The 17,296-nt window shown below is 42.5% G+C and carries 15 protein-coding genes; 10 read left to right on the top strand and 5 right to left on the bottom strand.

Annotated features, from left to right (window positions below; all coding sequences use genetic code 11):
* Nucleotides 1-19: 19 nt before the first annotated feature.
* Together ppk1 and mtgA are read right to left on the bottom strand one after the other, a co-directional pair.
* Nucleotides 20-2,218, bottom strand: coding sequence for a polyphosphate kinase 1 (ppk1, locus tag ACTXGF_RS16935; RefSeq protein ID WP_443534655.1), 2,199 nt, complete (start codon nucleotides 2,216-2,218; stop codon nucleotides 20-22).
* 185 nt (nucleotides 2,219-2,403) lie between these two features.
* On the bottom strand, nucleotides 2,404-3,093 hold the full coding sequence (gene mtgA / locus ACTXGF_RS16930) for a monofunctional biosynthetic peptidoglycan transglycosylase (RefSeq protein ID WP_102093061.1): 690 nt from the start codon (nucleotides 3,091-3,093) through the stop codon (nucleotides 2,404-2,406).
* A 297-nt stretch (nucleotides 3,094-3,390) separates the two neighbouring features.
* Between mtgA and ACTXGF_RS16925 the strand changes: the two genes are divergently transcribed.
* The 6 genes from ACTXGF_RS16925 (at nucleotide 3,391) to ACTXGF_RS16900 (ending at nucleotide 8,662) form a co-directional block, all read left to right on the top strand.
* On the top strand, nucleotides 3,391-3,699 hold the full coding sequence (locus tag ACTXGF_RS16925) for a glutaredoxin family protein (protein ID WP_443534404.1): 309 nt from the start codon (nucleotides 3,391-3,393) through the stop codon (nucleotides 3,697-3,699).
* Nucleotides 3,700-3,755: 56 nt separating this feature from the next.
* The gene (locus tag ACTXGF_RS16920; protein ID WP_443534406.1) at nucleotides 3,756-4,955 is read left to right on the top strand and encodes an alpha-hydroxy acid oxidase; all 1,200 of its coding nucleotides are present in this window, start codon (nucleotides 3,756-3,758) and stop codon (nucleotides 4,953-4,955) included.
* 201 nt (nucleotides 4,956-5,156) lie between these two features.
* Nucleotides 5,157-6,242, top strand: a complete 1,086-nt coding sequence (locus ACTXGF_RS16915) for a rhomboid family intramembrane serine protease (protein WP_443534408.1) — start codon at nucleotides 5,157-5,159, stop codon at nucleotides 6,240-6,242.
* 147 nt (nucleotides 6,243-6,389) lie between these two features.
* On the top strand, nucleotides 6,390-7,202 hold the full coding sequence (locus tag ACTXGF_RS16910) for a MipA/OmpV family protein (protein WP_439265107.1): 813 nt from the start codon (nucleotides 6,390-6,392) through the stop codon (nucleotides 7,200-7,202).
* 184 nt (nucleotides 7,203-7,386) lie between these two features.
* Nucleotides 7,387-8,202 carry a DEAD/DEAH box helicase family protein gene (locus ACTXGF_RS16905; RefSeq protein WP_443534410.1) on the top strand — a complete coding sequence of 272 codons (816 nt, stop codon included), beginning with the start codon at nucleotides 7,387-7,389 and terminating at the stop codon, nucleotides 8,200-8,202.
* Complete coding sequence (locus ACTXGF_RS16900) at nucleotides 8,195-8,662, top strand: hypothetical protein (protein WP_443534412.1); 468 nt, start codon at nucleotides 8,195-8,197, stop codon at nucleotides 8,660-8,662. The genes ACTXGF_RS16905 and ACTXGF_RS16900 overlap by 8 nt, the downstream gene beginning before the upstream one ends.
* 270 nt (nucleotides 8,663-8,932) lie before the next feature.
* Here the strand turns inward: ACTXGF_RS16900 and fumC are convergent, their stop codons facing one another.
* Nucleotides 8,933-10,336, bottom strand: coding sequence for a class II fumarate hydratase (fumC, locus tag ACTXGF_RS16895; protein WP_102092240.1), 1,404 nt, complete (start codon nucleotides 10,334-10,336; stop codon nucleotides 8,933-8,935).
* A 212-nt stretch (nucleotides 10,337-10,548) separates the two neighbouring features.
* Here fumC and ACTXGF_RS16890 point away from each other — a divergent pair, with 212 nt between their 5' ends.
* Both ACTXGF_RS16890 and ACTXGF_RS16885 read left to right on the top strand, forming a co-directional pair.
* Nucleotides 10,549-11,214, top strand: a complete 666-nt coding sequence (locus tag ACTXGF_RS16890) for a 5-formyltetrahydrofolate cyclo-ligase (protein ID WP_443534413.1) — start codon at nucleotides 10,549-10,551, stop codon at nucleotides 11,212-11,214.
* On the top strand, nucleotides 11,214-11,462 hold the full coding sequence (locus ACTXGF_RS16885; RefSeq protein WP_443534415.1) for a hypothetical protein: 249 nt from the start codon (nucleotides 11,214-11,216) through the stop codon (nucleotides 11,460-11,462). The genes ACTXGF_RS16890 and ACTXGF_RS16885 overlap by 1 nt, the downstream gene beginning before the upstream one ends.
* 35 nt (nucleotides 11,463-11,497) lie before the next feature.
* On the opposite strand, the gene ACTXGF_RS16880 is transcribed toward ACTXGF_RS16885, so the two are convergent.
* Together ACTXGF_RS16880 and ACTXGF_RS16875 are read right to left on the bottom strand one after the other, a co-directional pair.
* Nucleotides 11,498-11,713 carry a hypothetical protein gene (locus ACTXGF_RS16880; RefSeq protein WP_197176127.1) on the bottom strand — a complete coding sequence of 72 codons (216 nt, stop codon included), beginning with the start codon at nucleotides 11,711-11,713 and terminating at the stop codon, nucleotides 11,498-11,500.
* A gap of 127 nt (nucleotides 11,714-11,840) precedes the next feature.
* Entirely contained in the window at nucleotides 11,841-13,202 is a 1,362-nt protein-coding gene (locus tag ACTXGF_RS16875; protein WP_443534416.1) for a Na+/H+ antiporter family protein, read from the bottom strand.
* A 434-nt stretch (nucleotides 13,203-13,636) separates the two neighbouring features.
* On the opposite strand from ACTXGF_RS16875, the gene lon reads away from it, so the two are divergent.
* Nucleotides 13,637-16,240, top strand: coding sequence for an endopeptidase La (gene lon / locus ACTXGF_RS16870; protein WP_443534418.1), 2,604 nt, complete (start codon nucleotides 13,637-13,639; stop codon nucleotides 16,238-16,240).
* Between the two features lie 361 nt (nucleotides 16,241-16,601).
* A complete protein-coding gene (locus tag ACTXGF_RS16865; RefSeq protein ID WP_427621567.1) occupies nucleotides 16,602-17,159 on the top strand; it encodes a superoxide dismutase family protein in 558 nt (185 codons plus the stop codon).
* Nucleotides 17,160-17,296: the final 137 nt, after the last annotated feature.

The following is a 17,296-nucleotide window of genomic DNA, read 5'->3' as shown; positions in this document are numbered from 1 at the left end:
CTGAAAATACTTTTACGAATTAGCTAGACTCTTCGACACGATTAATCGTTTTTAATAAATGCTCTTGTGCGACGTGTGGCTCCTCACCTGCTGCTGGCTGTAACTGCTGCCAAACGCCAGTGCCATCAAGTGTCCACGCTTGCATATTATCCTGTAAGTAGTTAATCAAGCCATCTTGATAAATCTGCTTAAACAGTTTCTTGTTCTCAATCGGGAATGCTACTTCTACGCGATGGAACAGGTTACGATCCATCCAGTCTGCACTACCGCAGTATAGACGCTCATCACCATTGTTATAGAAATAATAAACGCGCGTATGCTCTAAAAACCGACCGATAACAGAGCGCACAGTGATGTTTTCAGAGAGGCCTTTTACTTGTGGACGTAGACAACACATAGACCGCAAAATCAGCTCAATTTTAACACCTGCCTGCGAGGCATCGTATAACTTATCAATGAGGCGTCGCTCAGTTAACGCATTGGCTTTGATGATAATATGAGAACGTTTGCCCGCTTTGGCATGAGCGATTTCATCATCGATAAAGCTCATCAATTTTTCATGCAAAGTAAACGGTGCATGTAGCAGTTTTTTAAGGTTGGCAGGTTTGCCCATGCCGGTTAGCTCTTGGAATATTTTGTGAACATCTTCTGAGATATCAGGATCAGCGCTAAACAGACCATAATCTGTATAAACCTTAGCATTTGCCGCATGGTAGTTACCAGTGCCTAGATGAACATAACGACGGATTCGGTCTTCCTCGCGGCGTACGATTAACATAAGCTTGGCATGGGTCTTGTAACCGACGATACCGTAGACCACGACCGCGCCTGCTTCTTGTAGATAGTTGGCAACTGCGATATTAGACGCTTCATCAAAACGCGCACGCAGCTCAATGACGGCCGTGACTTCTTTGCCATTACGAGCAGCGGCAGCAAGTGCTTTGACAATTTCTGAATTGGTGCCTGAACGATATAGCGTTTGTTTAATTGCCAATACTTTGGGATCGCTGGCTGCTTGCCAAAGTAAATTGATAATCGGTGAGAACGCATGAAAAGGATGATGAACCAACACATCACTTTTACGCATGGCAGCGAACATACTGGTCGATTTATCGGACTTATCCATTTCTCGGCGAAATGCCTTTGGCACGACATGAGTAAATGGCTGGTAGCGTAGCGCAGGAATATTAAAGTCAAACAGCAAACGCGTTAAGTTGACTGGGCCATTGACACGGTATAGCTGATTGTCATGCAGCTCAAACTCATTAAGCAGATACTCACTGATATGCGTTGGGCAATCAGTTGTGACCTCAAGGCGCACCTTATCACCGAAGCGGCGGTTTTCAAGCTCGCCTTCTAGTGCTTTGGCAATATCTTCGACATCATCGGCCAAGTCTAAATCAGCATTACGTGTCAGCCTAAATTGGTGACAGCCTGTCACACTCATGCCAGGGAATAGCTCACCGATATGCTCATGAATGATAGCGGATAGCATTACATGATGCTCTTTACCACCAGTTAGCTCATCTGGCAGACGAATCACACGCGGTAGACTGCGCGGCGCAGGTACAATCGCTAAGTTGATATCACGTCCAAAAGCGTCTTTGCCTTCCAAGGTAGCGATAAAGTTTAAGCTTTTATTTACAAGACGCGGGAATGGATGCGCCGGATCAATACTAATCGGCGTCAATACGGGTACGACTTGCTCCGTAAAATAACGCTTCATCCATGCAGACTGCTCAGCGTTTAGTTCATCACGTTTGAGATAGCGAATATCTTCGAGCGCAAGTGCTGGCAGGATATCCTCATTGAGAATACGGTACTGCTCACTGATTGCGGCATGAGTGATAATAGATATCTCGTTTAGCACTTCGCTAGGACGCATGCCATGAGCACTGGTCGATACATCACCGATGTTGAGCTTTTGCATGATACCAGCGACACGAATCTCAAAAAACTCATCGAGATTGGATGAAAAAATAATCAAGAAAAATAAGCGTTCAAGCAATGGATGACGCGAACTAGATGCCTGCGCTAATACTCGCAGATGAAACTGTAGTAAAGACAAATCACGATTGATATAACTGCTAGGTGAATAGCTGCCATCTGCTGAGCGTTGCCATTCGATTTCGGCCAAGTCGTTCTGGCTATTATCTATATTGATGTCTTTATTAATATTATCATTAGCGCCATCTTCAACATTATTAACGTCAATCATATCGTTAACATCACCACTGCCCTGATTACTAGTCATCTCTACCACGTCACTACTCCTTTTGCGTTATCGATACGCCATCATCTTTTATCGTTCTGTCTTTATTAGGGTCTGTCCTAGTTTTATTCGAAATAGCCGAGCCTACAACATTCGATCCTATAATCTAACTCAACCCTAATGCTTTATATTTACGAAGCTGCTTGCGGTAATACAGCATTTTTCATGCGTTTTTTGATAATACGTTGCTTGTTACGTAAACGCTTATCGCCTTGATTGTCCTCGTAGTACTTTGGATTGGTAAGCATCGCAATCAGAAGCGCTGACTCATCTCGGTTTAGATTGGCCGCAGACTTATCGAAATAATGATGCGCTGCCGCGTCTATACCATAGATACCATTACCAAACTCCGCCACATTTAGGTAAGCGGTCATGATGCGCTGCTTATCCCATAGCGTTTCAATCATCACAGTGATGACAGCCTCTTCCGCTTTACGCACATAAGAGCGATGCGAGGTGAGGAACAAGTTTTTTGCCAATTGCTGAGTAATCGTTGAGCCGCCAGCAGACATTTTTCCTGTTTCTTCATTTTTCTTTTGTGCGGCTTTGATACCTTTAAAATCAAAACCACTGTGCTGACTAAACGTCGAGTCTTCACTCACAATCGCCGCTTGCTTGGCAGATTTGGCAATCGCATCATATTCAGCCCATGTCTGAGTGACCGTGCCGCCCGTTAGGCGATGCGTCAACATAAACATACTGTTGTTAATTGGCTGCGTTTTCCAAATTAATAGTAGCCCAACGACCAATATATGGAATGCGACAACCAATAGCATAATTGCCAATAACAGACGTTTGATAAATGTGCCAAAACTTGCCATGCGCGATATCCGAGTGGTTAAAAAAGTAATAAGATAAGGTTGATACTCTATTAATGACTATAAAACATCAACTAAGAATCAATGATTGTAAACGTGCTATTTATAGCCAATCATTAACTGTTGAGCATTCGTCATTAATAACGATCAATAGCAGGTCATCTTACCTAATCTCACAATCGCTGTCATTATTTACCCCACTTCTTTATGATGTAATGACCGTTAAAGTATTTCATGTTTTAGATAAGCGCGTACTGAGCATCAGCGCTTTGCAATCAGTATGAAGATAAGAGACTACCCATGTACGATGATAATATAGAAGTATTACGAGCGCGTGTTATTGCAGCAAACCCAAGCCTCGGCATTGATGAAAATAGCAATCAATGGTGGCTACTAGGCACTTCGGGCTGTCATTTATGTGATATCGCTGAGCAAATAATCACACAATTTCAGGCGGTACAACCGATTAGTTACCAACATGTCGATATTGCAGACTTTGATGAGGCACTTATGATGGAATTTGCCACAGCTATTCCTGTGATTTTGACACCATCCAAACGATTAAACTATCCGTTTTCGGTGATGGATTTGCAGCAGCTACTCGCTTAATAGCATTATACTTATAACAAAGACGTCCTATTACGATGATAAAGTGGTGAGAAATCATGAAAGATTTAAAACCTGTCTTAAAGAAAGTAACAGAGATTGAAGACCTGCGCCGTGTCGCTGAGCGCAAAGTACCGCGTATGTTTTATGACTATGTCGATTCAGGCTCATGGACTGAGACCACGTATCGTAGTAATGAAACTGACTTTGACCGTATTAAGCTACGCCAACGAGTATTGGTCGATATGGACAATCGCAGTCTAGCGACACAAATGATTGGCGAGTCCGTCAATATGCCCGTCGCCATCGCTCCGACTGGGTTCACTGGTATGATGTGGGCAGATGGCGAAATTCATGCTGCGCGTGCCACCGAAAAATTTGGCGTGCCTTTCTCGCTCTCGACCATGAGCATCTGCTCTATCGAAGACATCGCCACTCATACCAGCAAGCCGTTTTGGTTCCAGTTATATGTCATGCGCGATCAAGACTATATGGCCAATCTGATTCAACGAGCCAAAGATGCCAATTGTTCAGCATTGATATTAACTGCCGACTTGCAGGTCATGGGTCAACGTCATAAAGATATCAAAAACGGCTTGTCTGCACCGCCTAAACCGACCCTTACCAACATCATGAATCTAATGACTAAGCCGCAGTGGTGTATGAATATGCTAGGCACCAAACGTCGTAGCTTTGGCAATATAATCGGTCATGCCAAAGGCGTTGAAGACTTGTCATCATTGAGCTCATGGACAGAAGAGCAGTTCGATCCACGTTTGAGCTGGGATGATGTGGCGCGTATCAAAGATATGTGGGGCGGCAAGCTCATCATCAAAGGTATTATGGAGCCTGAAGATGCCATCATGGCTGCCCGTAGCGGTGCCGATGCACTGGTCGTCTCCAACCATGGAGGCCGTCAATTAGACGGTGCGCTGTCTTCTATTTCTGCGCTGTCTGACATCGTACAAGCCGTCCATGCTGAGAATAGCGATATCGAGGTATGGTTAGACAGTGGCATTCGCTCTGGTCAAGATGTGCTAAAAGCGATATCACTGGGTGCGAAAGGTACGATGATTGGGCGCGCTTTTCTCTATGGATTGGGCGCTTATGGTGAAGATGGCGTACGCCGCGCGCTTGAAATCATCTATAAAGAGTGTGATATCTCAATGGCATTCTGCGGTCATACCGATATCAATAAAGTTACGGACGATATCTTGGTAAAAGGTACTTATGAGAATCTTAAAGTTGGTCACTTTTAGAGCTATTCATTTTTAAGAGCTATCCGTTCTTAAGAATTTTCGATTTCTAAGAATTTTCGATTTCTAAGAGCTTGCTAGTTTTAAAAGCTATCAGCCATCAAGATTATGAAAACTTGTACCATGATGACCTGCGGATACATAACATTATCTGACCATACCCTTTATACTATATATACAACATTTTGATGATATCTCGCTTTTATGACCATTCAACAACTATTAAAAACAGCGCCCGTCACTACCCTGCTACTAGCCAGCTTTATCGGGCTATTTATTATGCAGATATTGACGGGCGTCGATGCCAACAACCCTTCTACTGAGGCACTGCTCAAATGGGGTGCCAATGCATTGCCATTTACCATGGGTGATGATCCTTGGCGACTGGTCAGTAGTGCATTTTTGCACATTGGTCTGATGCATTTATTGTTTAATGGGTTTGCCATGTATTTCTTTGGGCAGATTGCCGAGCCGATGTTTGGCTCAGCCAAATTTTTAGCGTTATTTTTGCTGGCGGCAATCGGTGGTAACTTACTCAACAGCTATGTCACGTGGCAAAGTATTTTGGATGGCACGGGACAGCCTGGACTATCAGCTGGTGCCTCAGGCGGTATTATGGGTATTGGCGCGGCATTATTAATCGCTGCACTGTTTAAAATATCGGTCAATGGCATGGTGCTTAACCTCAAAAGCCTGATATTTATTATGGGCATCAACCTCGTCTATGGGTTTGCCGTACCGGGTATTGATAATGCTGGTCATATCGGTGGCGCAATCACGGGGCTAATAATTGCTGTGGCTTTTGCGATTGGCTACCGTCAGCGTCTGGCAGTCGCTATACAAAACGCAGCGATTCAGCAGCAGCGCACGTTCAACGCTTATCAAACCAACTACTCATACAGCGCTCACGACAACCCACCATATGACAGTCAGTATAGCGGTCAATATCGTGAACAACACGATAACCAAAGCCGTTATGATGCTACTCCTCTCGATCAATCACCTCACTTTGCTGCCAATTCAACCGAGCAAGATGCTGCTTTTGCTAACAATATAACGAATGTGTCTGATATAAATGCTAACAATAGTGCCGAAAGCATTACTGCTAACAATTCACCGTTAAGTCATGAAGCTGTTCATAATAGTATTGATCCCAAAGCACTTAAAAAACCTTCCATTATCTGGCAACTATTACCATGGCTTGCGATGTTATTGATCAGCATTGGTTTTGTCTGGTGGTGGCAAGATATTCATCAGCAATTACTGCAAGTACTAAAAGCCATTGAGTAAATGCTCATACTTATCTATCATTGCTATATAGACTCCAAAAACAGCATACTGACCTATATTACTGATTCGTTTTATTGTTTGTCCTTTTGAACACGTTTTGTCTAATCGCACCACTCAGTTATTTATACTCACTTACGAGATCCAATTATGTTAAAACTTGCAGCGCTACCTAATATCTCTACACGTACTATGTTTAGCGCGTTCACAGCTACTGCACTACTTAGTGTGGCTAGCCTGTCTAACGCCGCACTTTTTAATGACAACTTGCCGACTGACAAAGATGCTGAGCTCAGCGTTGGGGTCAATGTCATGGCGGTTAAATCAGCCTATGATCTCGAAGACAGTACTGAAGTGCGCGTGCTACCAGGCGCATTTTATGACAACAACAAAGTCTATGTACGCGGTGCGCAAGCTGGTGCGTATCTGATCAATGATGGTGTCAATCAGTTATCTGCTTATGCCAAGCTTGCGGGTTCTGAGTTTGAGCCTGATGATGCTAATGGCGCACTGCAAGGTTTGGATGAGCGTAAATCATCAGCAGAAGCAGGTCTAAGCTATCAGCGTCGTACGGCTATTGGCGGCATCCGCGCGCAGATAGGTGCTGATGTATTAGATCGTAGTGGTGGTAACACGGCTCGCTTGACCTACCTTTCTAGAATCACTAAAGGCAAGCTAACGGTTTATCCAAGCATCGGCTTTGAATATCATGATGCTGACTATAACGAGTACTACTATGGCGTCAGTGAAAAAGAGTCAGCAGAGACAGGCGTTGACGCTTATAAATCTAACTCAAGCCTGAACCCATATATTAATATCAGTGCTAACTATGACTTTAATGAGCGCTGGGCAGGATTTGCCAATCAAAGCGTGAGCTATGTACCAAATGAGCAATACGATAGCCCAATGGTCGACTCACGTACGGAAGCAGCGACGACGCTTGGTTTGCTTTATAAGTTTTAATTAAGGTTAGGTTTTCGCTTAGACTTTTCTTATCAGTGCATACACTGTAAAGTAAATCATAAACTCCTACTTATTAGCAATGTAATAATGCTTAAGCTAGCTATATCTAGCTTAAGCATTAACTTAAAAAATACATCAAACATCAAACATCAAACCAAAAACAAATGTTATCAGGGTTCGGAAAATGGATTTTTATACAGTAGCTGGAGGTATTAGCTCTGCAATAACAATTGCAGATAAGAAAAAACATATAAGTTCGTTTTTAATAAAAATACGCAAATACATACAATCCGGTAGAACTAATATCATTATTTTTGGAGCAGGAGGTACAGGCAAAACAACATTATCAAAGATCTTAACCCATCAGGATATTGTTGACCATAAATATAATGAAACAGCAACTATAGAAAAAATAAAAATCGCACAAAATGTATTCGGAGATTATTTAGTTGCGCCTGGGCAAGAACTTAGAGTTGAAATGCATTGGCCTGAATTATTTAGAAAAATAAATAAAGGTGAGATTGCTGGTATCATTAATGTAGTTAGCTATGGATACCATTCGATTGAAATAGCCAATTCATACAAGTCTACGAAATATTTTAATAATGAAAGCGAAGAGAGTTTTATAAAAAAATATACTGAATTGCAAAGGAATAATGAAATCAGCTACTTAGAAAATGTTATTAACCATGTTAAAAATACTGAAAATAAGTTTTGGATAATTACGTTAGTGAATAAACAGGATTTATGGTGGGATGAAAAGGAAGAAGTGAGAAAATATTATCAAGAAGGAGAATACAATAAAATCATTCAAAAAGCTTTTGAAGCTAAAGGGAAAAATGATTTGGTTCATGAGCTTATTTCTTGCTCTTTAACACCTTGTAATCTCAATATTGGTAATGATTTAGTAATTAATACAACTAGCGGTTATGATCTTCCTACACAACAACAAAATTACAGTAAGTTTTTAAATTTACTAAGCGCCTTAATCGATGGATAACATATACATTGACAGCAAAAAAGACTTAGATCTTTTGAATGAATTACTTGATAGTTACTCTCTTCGTCTAGAGGAATTAGTAGCAAATTATCTCAATTATAAAAAAACAGTAATCACGCTCTTAGCATCAGCAAGCCTTTTTCTACTTATATTTGTCTATCTTTATGTTTTGACTGGGATGGTAAGTTCAACAAAATATGTAAACTTATTCTATGGAGCTCCTATTATCCTTACTATATATGCTTCTCTAATTTATACCTTTATTGGTCGAAGGAAACATGAGAATATGCGGGACGAAGCATTTTTAATTTGCAAAAAACTAGAACAGTTGATTAAGATTACTTCGCAAACTCGAGAACACGTTATTCCAGTAAGCAATCTTGAGCTATTTGTTTTTGATTTAAAATTAATAGAAGCTGAAGAAGTTTTACTCCGAGCGAAAAAAATATTCAATTTATAGACTGCTTTGAATATACAAACTATCTAATACAACGCAGTATAAATATCTGGTAAAAAATTCATTATAACTAGCTCTTTTCTATATTAGTTAATAAAAATCTTACTTTATATAAATACAAATAAAAAGACCTTGCCACACGACAAGGTCTTTTTATTTCTAAATTCTCAGTGGAACAAGTATAACACTGCTACCAGAAAGACAAGTGCAAATAGTACTTATCGTACATTAAGCAAGTCTGACGCCGTAGCAGGTCATTATTTGGTCTACTACTTACTTAGGATGTACCATATCAGCAGGAATAACCCATTCATCAAACTGCGCTTCAGTTAATAGCTCTAGCTCAACCGCCACTTGCTTCAACGTTTTGTTTTCTTTATAAGCTGTCTTAGCGATTTTTGCAGCGTTTTCATAACCAACATGACGGTTCAATGAAGTCACTAGCATCAATGAGTTATGCAAGAAGTCATCGATTTTGTCTTTTACTGGCTCGATACCCACTGCACAGTTTTCGTTGAAGCTGTTGCAAGCATCGCCAAGCAGCTTGATAGATTGTAACAAGTTAAACGCGATAACTGGTTTATACACGTTTAGCTCAAAGTTACCTGATGCGCCAGCCATGCTGATGGTTGTGTCGTTACCCATGACCTGAGCGACAACCATAGTCATTGCTTCTGACTGAGTTGGGTTTACTTTGCCTGGCATAATAGAAGAGCCTGGCTCATTTTCAGGAATCGTCAACTCGCCAAGACCACAACGAGGGCCAGATGCCAACCAACGTACGTCGTTAGCGATTTTGTTTAGGCTACCTGCTAGTGTTTTTAGTGCGCCTGAAGCGAATACTTCTGCATCACGAGCGGCTAGTGCTTCAAATTTGTTTGGTGATGTGACAAATGGCAAGCCAGTCAAAGTCGCTAGTTGCTCAGCTGATTTTACTGCATAGTCAGGATGGGCATTTAGACCAGTACCAACCGCAGTACCGCCTAGTGGCAATTCATATAAGCCTTGTAGCGCGTTGTCGATACGAGTCAATGAATGGTCAAGTTGGCTGACATAGCCGCTGAACTCTTGGCCTAAAGTCAAAGGCGTCGCGTCTTGTAAATGGGTACGACCGATTTTTACGATGCTATCGAATTCTTTGGCTTTTGCCGCTAGCGTATCGCGTAGTGCTTTTACCGCTGGAATCAGTAAGCTGTTGATTTGACGAGCAGCAGCCACACGAATCGCCGTTGGGAAGCTATCGTTGGTAGACTGTGCATGGTTCACATGGTCATTTGGGTGAATTGGCGTATAGCTGCCACGCTCAGAACCAGCGATTTCGTTGGCACGGTTGGCCAATACTTCGTTCATGTTCATGTTTGACTGAGTGCCAGAACCTGTCTGCCATACGACCAATGGGAACTGATCGACCAGACCGCCATTGATGATTTCGTCAGCGGCTTGTACGATGAGATCACGCTTGTCGCCTTCGATACGCTCTAGGCTTGCATTGGTAATCGCAGCGGCTTTTTTGACCAGTGCCATCGCTTCAATCATTGGACGCGGCAAAGTCTCGCCACCGATTTTGAAGTTTTCGCGGCTACGTTGAGTTTGCGCACCCCAATAAGCATCAGCTGGGACTTCCACGTTGCCCATGGTGTCTTTTTCGGTACGAGTTGCCTGATTCTGTGTCGACATAACTACCCTCTTTACTGGTTTGTTGTTAAATAACTGAACGATAAAAAGTGCAACAGCTGCTGCACATAAACGGAAATACGATGTAAAGTGGCGTTATGATAGCATGACTAAGGCGTGTTGAATATTCACAAATAGCCTTGAGCGATGCCTAAAAACGAATGTCTAAAAACGCCTATCATCCCCAATCTGATACTTCATTGGATAAGATACCTATGCACTCTGAAATTATGCCCACTGAGCCAAAAACTTTTAACTCACAAGAGCCCACACTAAGTAACCCGCCTAGACGACACTTTACTCGCCAACGTCGCCAGTTAAGCGCTGGTGCGCGTAGACAACTTGCTCAGTCTGCAAGCTTGCATCTATCTAAGCTACAGCAGCGCTTGCCAGCACATGCGCGTATTGGACTGTACTATGATGGCTTTGGTGAGCTACCTACTCAGCCAATATTGGATTGGTGTCAACGCTTAGGCTATTTACCTTATTTACCAGTTGTCGGTTCACTTGGACGTACTAGTAATGGCAATGACGATAAGCGATTGCGCTTTGTACCAATTTATCATTCAAAACTGCTTAATATTCCTACCCGCATTCATCAGCTCGGCATGAAACAAAACCACAGTCGCGCTCTATTATGGGCGGCAGAACTAGACGTGATTATTTGTCCATTAGTGGCGGTCGATCTAAATGGTAATCGTATGGGCATGGGTGGCGGCTTTTATGATACGACGCTTGGCAAAAGCTATCGTTCAGGGGCTTTAAGGCCGTTAAAGATAGGCTGGTGCTATGACTTTCAAGTGGTTGAGCAATTAGAGCGCCAACCGTGGGATGTGCCATTAGATGGCCTAATTACGCCAAGCGGCATAAGGTGGTTTTAATGAAAGACTATAAACAATTTGAAAAAGACTCTAGTGCTGCTTATTCCAGTGCAGACAGTGTGGATGAATATTTACAAACATTAGGCAACGAGGACGCTAGGGAGCAACGCTACTACAGTCAAGAGCAGCCCTTTAGCGCTGATGAAATGGCACGGCTCGTCAATGAAGAACGCTTAAACGAACTACTGGCGCAAAGCGATGCGTTTTTGAATGGTTTAAGTGACGAGTTGAGAGGTTTCGATGAGTGATTTACTAGTTAATTTAACATCACTTTATTACTGAGCTAGCCTTTTTCTAATTTACGAATTAAATCTATTATATGATTGCGGTCTTCTTCATATTTCGCCTTATCTACAGCAAATACTTCCATGTAAGGATCACTTCTCACATACGACCATTGTATTAATTCAGGATCGCTCTTTGCTTTTTCAGATAATAAAACTCTAAGCCCTTTTAACAATAACTCTACTTCATTTTGACTAAAACCTTGACTGTCCATGATGTCTAGCCTGCATATAATAGATTAGATTGTTTAAAGGTTAGCATCAATTAAATACTAATGGGAGCTGTAAGGTGCGCACAGCACACCTTACAAAGCTACTGAGCATTTTACACATATCAAAAATCTACAGCACCATCGCTGCAATCCAACCAAATGCTAGTAGCGGAATGTTGTAATGCAAGAATGTCGGTATCACACTGTCTTTAATATGGTCATGTTGACCATCGATATTTAGACCAGACGTTGGTCCTAATGTCGAATCTGACGCTGGCGAACCCGCATCACCCAGCGCGCCAGCCGTACCGATAATAGCTACAGTAGCCAATGGCGAAAACCCTAAAGAAATACACAGCGGCACATAAATCGCAGCCAAAATAGGAATGGTCGAAAATGAAGAACCGATACCCATGGTCACAATCAAACCAATCAATAGCATAATAAATGCCGCCATCGCTTTATTACCAGCGAATAGTGAGGCTGCGCCATCGACCAATGGTTGAATCTGCTCAGTGGCTTTCATTACTTCAGCAAAGCCTTGCGCGGTAATCATAATAAAGCCAATCATCGCCATCAGCTTGATACCGTCATTAAAGACGCCATCAGCATCACGCCACTTCACCACGCCGGTCGCCATAAACACACCAAAACCAAACATTGAGCCAAGTAGTAGTGAATCAGTGTATAACTGCACCACAAAAGCAGTCACGATAGCAGCCAGTGCAACCAGTGTCTTTAGCTTGCTTTGCGACTGTGCACCAGCGGCAGTTTTGCTTAATGCATCGCCTTCTACGACGGCATCATGCGCTTGCTGATCTATCGCAATCTGCTGATATGCGCGTGGCTTACGGTAGCTGAAAAATACGGCAACCAGCAAACCAATTAGCATACCCAATGCAGGAATCGCCATGGCTTGCACCACAGAAATATTGGCAACATCAATACCCGCCTCACCTACGTTTTTTAGCATAATCTGATTGAGGTAGATATCACCAAAACCATAAGGAATAAACATATAGGTAGTGACCAGTCCAAAAGTAATCAGACAAGCAATCAGGCGTCTATCAATCTGCATACGATTAAATGCTAACAATAGTGGCGGTACCAGTAGCGGAATAAAGGCAATATGAATAGGGATTAAGTTTTGGCTAAAGCAGCTCATGGTAATGAGGCCTGCAAACAGCATATACTTAATCATGCCACTCGTACCAGCAGCATCAATACGCTTGATGACCGTGCCTGCCAATGACTGCGGCAAGCCCGAATGAGCAATCGCTACCGCAAAAGCCCCCAGCAGTGCATACGACAGCGCAATCTCTGCGCCATTACGGATGCCTTCTTGAAAAGCATTGAGCGTATCAGTAATACCAAGCCCTGCTAGCAGTCCACCTGCCAGCGCGCCGATTAATAAACTGAGCACCACGTGCACTCGCGAAAGTGACAGTCCTAGCATAATAATAACTGCTAGCAATACTGCATTGATGGCCATGTGTTGCCCCTTGTTCTTTATACTTTGGTCGTATTAAAACCTATGAATATTGAAACTAATGAATATCGCCCTGTTGTCTAAAACGTCTCAATATGAGAGCCTGTTTTAGACGCGCGCCAGTTTACCTTATTTTGCTTATAAAGCCTACGCATAGAACCGATTAGACATCATCATAGGTAGCCATATATCATTTACACATCTAAACCCTCTTCTGTAATTTCTAACTGTCTTTATCATTTATAGACCAGTCATACCATTGACAACACATCGTTACCGACGTTAATGCCGTCGTTTACTGGGCGCTCAGATAACTATTTAACAAAGATAAGCAGACGACTTCACCATTCAGCCTTGCAATTTTTTTCGTGAGCACCATTTATCTAAACATGAACCACGAACTTGACTTTACAAGTCTGGGGAACGAGGAAAAACATATGAGTGAACATAATATTGATAAAGACAACATCGACATCGATGTATCATCTGCCCTGAACACTGACACGACGTCTGACGCAAATACTGACACTGACGCTAACATCAGTGCTGACGCGAATAATGAGACAGAAAGCTCATCTACGGATGCGTTAAATGCCTCATCCAACGTTGTCAAAGACAATGAAGATGAAAGCTATCTGCCACTGCTGGCATTACGCGACGTCGTCGTCTATCCACATATGCAGATTGCATTGTTTGTGGGACGCGCGCCATCGGTGAAAGCGGTTGAGTTGGCACAAGCTGAGTATGGCAACAAAGTACTGGTAGTCGCGCAAAAAGACTCACTGACCGAAGATATTGATCAAGATAACTTGTATCAGTACGGTACGGTGTGCCGCATCGTCAGCACTATGCCACATGATAGCGATGAGAACTGCATTAAAGTATTGATCGAAGGTCAATACCGCGCTCGTGTCGATAACATAGAAGGCCATGATGATTTATTGATGGCGAGATTTGAACGTGCCGACCTTGATGTCAGCATGGATGAGAGTCAACAGAAAAACACCATTCAAGCATTAACTACATTATTCGAAAGCTATGCAGATGCGCGACTTCGCAATGCACGTGAGCTGACTCGTGTGGCCAAACGTATTGACGACTTGCTTGAGTTGGTTTATTTCATCTCGACTCGTGTGTCGATGGACCTTGATATCAAACAGTCTTTCTTAGAAGAAGACGATATCAAAACGCATATCAATACTTTGACTGAATATTTGGTCAAGCAAAGTGCTGAGCAAAACATCGAACAAGATATCCAAGATGCTGTCCGTCAGCAAATGGAAGACAATCAGCGCGAATACTTCTTAAATGAGAAGATGAAAGCCATCAAAAATGAGCTGTCAGATATGAATGACGGCGCGTTCGATGGTGAAGATGATGTGGCAGAACTAGAGCAGCGTTTAGAAGATGCTGACTTGCCAGAAGATGTGCGCAAAAAAGCTGAGCAAGAGTTCAAAAAGCTCAAAATGATGCCACCTGCATCAAGTGAATCATCAGTGGTACGCAACTATATTGAATGGATTTTGGACACGCCGTGGAATGCGACGACTAAAGTATCTATTAATCTAGATAAAGCGAAGACTGTATTAGACGAGGATCATTATGGTCTACAAGATGTAAAAGACCGCATCTTAGAGTATCTCGCCGTACAATCACGCGTGAAAAAACTGCGTGGTCCGATTCTATGTCTCGTCGGTCCTCCAGGTGTCGGTAAAACCTCACTAGGCGAATCTATCGCCCGTGCCACTGGTCGTAAGTTTGTACGTATGGCGCTTGGCGGCGTACGTGATGAAGCAGAAATTCGTGGTCATCGCCGTACTTATATCGGTGCGATGCCAGGTAAAATCGTTCAGTCACTTGCAAAAGTAGAAGTCAAAAACCCGCTGTTCTTATTGGATGAAATTGATAAGATGGCGCAAGACTTCCGCGGTGATCCAGCATCAGCGTTGCTTGAAGTATTAGATCCATCACAGAACGATACGTTTAACGACCATTATTTAGATATGGACTTAGATTTGTCGCAAGTGATGTTCATCTGTACTGCCAATAGCATGGATATTCCACCTGCACTGCTTGACCGTATGGAAGTTATTCGTCTGCCGGGTTATACCGAAGAAGAAAAGGTCAATATCGCACAGAAATACCTAGTGCCAAAAGCAATTAAGCAAAACGGTCTCAAAGAAGGCGAAATTGAGATTGTTGAAGCAGCATTGCACAGCATCGTGCGTAGCTATACGCGTGAAGCAGGTGTGCGTAACCTTGAGCGTGAAGTGAACAAGATCTGCCGTAAAGTGGTTCGCGGTTCGGTTGAAACTCATGGCGCACGTGCTCCGAAAAAAGCAGAACGTCAGCTAGTGACAGTCAATGACAAAAACATCGATGACTATCTAGGTGTACATCAGTATGACTACGGTCTGGCTGAAGAAGAGCCTGAGATTGGTCGTATTACTGGTCTTGCATGGACACAAGTCGGTGGCGAGCTACTGACCATCGAAGCGGTCGGTATGAAAGGTAAAGGCGAGCTTAGCTTTACCGGTTCACTAGGCGATGTGATGAAAGAGTCAATTCGCGCAGCCATGAGCGTGGTTCGTGCTCGCGGTGATAGCTTAGGTATCGACTACGAAACGTTTAAAACAACAGACGTCCATGTCCATATGCCAGAAGGTGCCACGCCAAAAGATGGCCCATCTGCTGGTGGTGCACTGACGACCGCGCTCGTCTCTGCATTGACAGGTATTGCTATTCGTCCAGATATTGCGATGACAGGTGAGATTACTTTACGCGGTAAGATCCTACGTATCGGTGGTCTTAAAGAGAAGTTGTTGGCGGCACATCGTGGCGGTATCAAGCACGTCTTGATTCCAGCGACCAATGAGCGTGATCTGGCTGATATCCCTGATAACGTGAAAGAAGGCTTAACCATTCAACCAGTTGCGACGATTGAAGAAATCTTAAAGGTTGCTTTGGTCAGTATGCCAACACCAATCAAACCTGCCAAAGTGACCGTCGATAAAACTTCTGGCAAAGCACTGCACAATTAATTGAATTTTTATTAAACTCCTCCTATAGATTAAGAAGCCGCTTATCACAATGATGGGCGGCTTTTTTATGCCTATTTATTATTCATTTTCTTGCAGTTCATAGCTTTCTTAGTAGGTTTCTCACATACTTAAAGCCATTTAATTTCAGAAATTATTTATCTTAGTTCGTTTTTCAAACCCATACGTTACTTACATTTATTAACTGATTGTTGCGCATTTGATGAATAACTATAGAGTTAGCTTGGCTATACTGACTCCGATGTTAACGAATATTGACGCCCATTTTTATAGAACAATAACGATAGATATTCGTGGCTTTAATGAAGATTAAAAATAACAACTCAAACAATTGGAGATAATAATGAATAAGACATTAATTGTAAGTACCCTATTATGCGGTTCAGCGTTAGCAATGACTGGTTGTCAAACGGTAGAAAGTCAAATGCAAACAGGCAATCCTTTAGCACAACCGACGCTAAAATCAACCATACAAACAGTAGATGGTGAGAAGAAAGAAGTTGGTCAAGTTTTCTTACGTCCAGTCGATGGCGGCGTCCAAGTTTACGGTAAACTCACTAACCTACAGCCAGGCAGAACTGTTTCATTACATATCCATGAAACAGGTAGCTGTGACGTCATGGGTAAAGCAGCAGGCGGTCACTTCAACCCAGACAACAAGCCACACTCTAATCCAGATGACATGAATGGTCATGCTGGTGACTTGCCAAACTTAACTGCTAATGAAGATGGTGTTGCTACTATTAACTATGTGAACAAGAAAATCGCAGCGACTGAAGCAGGCAAATACAGCGTAAATCGTTTGGCCTTTATCGTACATGCTGGCGTTGACGACTATACCAGTCAGCCTTCAGGTAATGCAGGCGATCGTATTGGTTGCGGTATCATCGTAAAAAACTAATACTATCTAAACCTATGAACTTAAGCTAGGTTTGCAAACGTAGAAATAGCTTAAAAGAAATATTATAGGCGCAAAAAAAACCCTCTTAAACTGTAAGAGGGTTTTTTATTAGAAGTAACTATTAGGTTTGTTTAAGC

The sequence above is a fragment of the Psychrobacter sp. 1Y6 genome (genome assembly GCF_052258385.2).
Classification (GTDB): Bacteria; Pseudomonadota; Gammaproteobacteria; order Pseudomonadales; family Moraxellaceae; genus Psychrobacter.
This window is presented reverse-complemented; position numbering and strand designations above follow the sequence as displayed.

Bases quoted from the DNA above. Each gene is read 5' to 3' on its own strand.
- ppk1 (WP_443534655.1), bottom strand. From the start codon at position 2,218: ATGATTGACGTTAATAATGTTGAAGATGGCGCTAATGATAATATTAAT.
- mtgA (WP_102093061.1), bottom strand. From the start codon at position 3,093: ATGGCAAGTTTTGGCACATTTATCAAACGTCTGTTATTGGCAATTATG.
- ACTXGF_RS16925 (WP_443534404.1), top strand. From the start codon at position 3,391: ATGTACGATGATAATATAGAAGTATTACGAGCGCGTGTTATTGCAGCA.
- ACTXGF_RS16920 (WP_443534406.1), top strand. From the start codon at position 3,756: ATGAAAGATTTAAAACCTGTCTTAAAGAAAGTAACAGAGATTGAAGAC.
- ACTXGF_RS16915 (WP_443534408.1), top strand. From the start codon at position 5,157: ATGACCATTCAACAACTATTAAAAACAGCGCCCGTCACTACCCTGCTA.
- ACTXGF_RS16910 (WP_439265107.1), top strand. From the start codon at position 6,390: ATGTTAAAACTTGCAGCGCTACCTAATATCTCTACACGTACTATGTTT.
- ACTXGF_RS16905 (WP_443534410.1), top strand. From the start codon at position 7,387: ATGGATTTTTATACAGTAGCTGGAGGTATTAGCTCTGCAATAACAATT.
- ACTXGF_RS16900 (WP_443534412.1), top strand. From the start codon at position 8,195: ATGGATAACATATACATTGACAGCAAAAAAGACTTAGATCTTTTGAAT.
- fumC (WP_102092240.1), bottom strand. From the start codon at position 10,336: ATGTCGACACAGAATCAGGCAACTCGTACCGAAAAAGACACCATGGGC.
- ACTXGF_RS16890 (WP_443534413.1), top strand. From the start codon at position 10,549: ATGCACTCTGAAATTATGCCCACTGAGCCAAAAACTTTTAACTCACAA.
- ACTXGF_RS16885 (WP_443534415.1), top strand. From the start codon at position 11,214: ATGAAAGACTATAAACAATTTGAAAAAGACTCTAGTGCTGCTTATTCC.
- ACTXGF_RS16880 (WP_197176127.1), bottom strand. From the start codon at position 11,713: ATGGACAGTCAAGGTTTTAGTCAAAATGAAGTAGAGTTATTGTTAAAA.
- ACTXGF_RS16875 (WP_443534416.1), bottom strand. From the start codon at position 13,202: ATGGCCATCAATGCAGTATTGCTAGCAGTTATTATTATGCTAGGACTG.
- lon (WP_443534418.1), top strand. From the start codon at position 13,637: ATGAGTGAACATAATATTGATAAAGACAACATCGACATCGATGTATCA.
- ACTXGF_RS16865 (WP_427621567.1), top strand. From the start codon at position 16,602: ATGAATAAGACATTAATTGTAAGTACCCTATTATGCGGTTCAGCGTTA.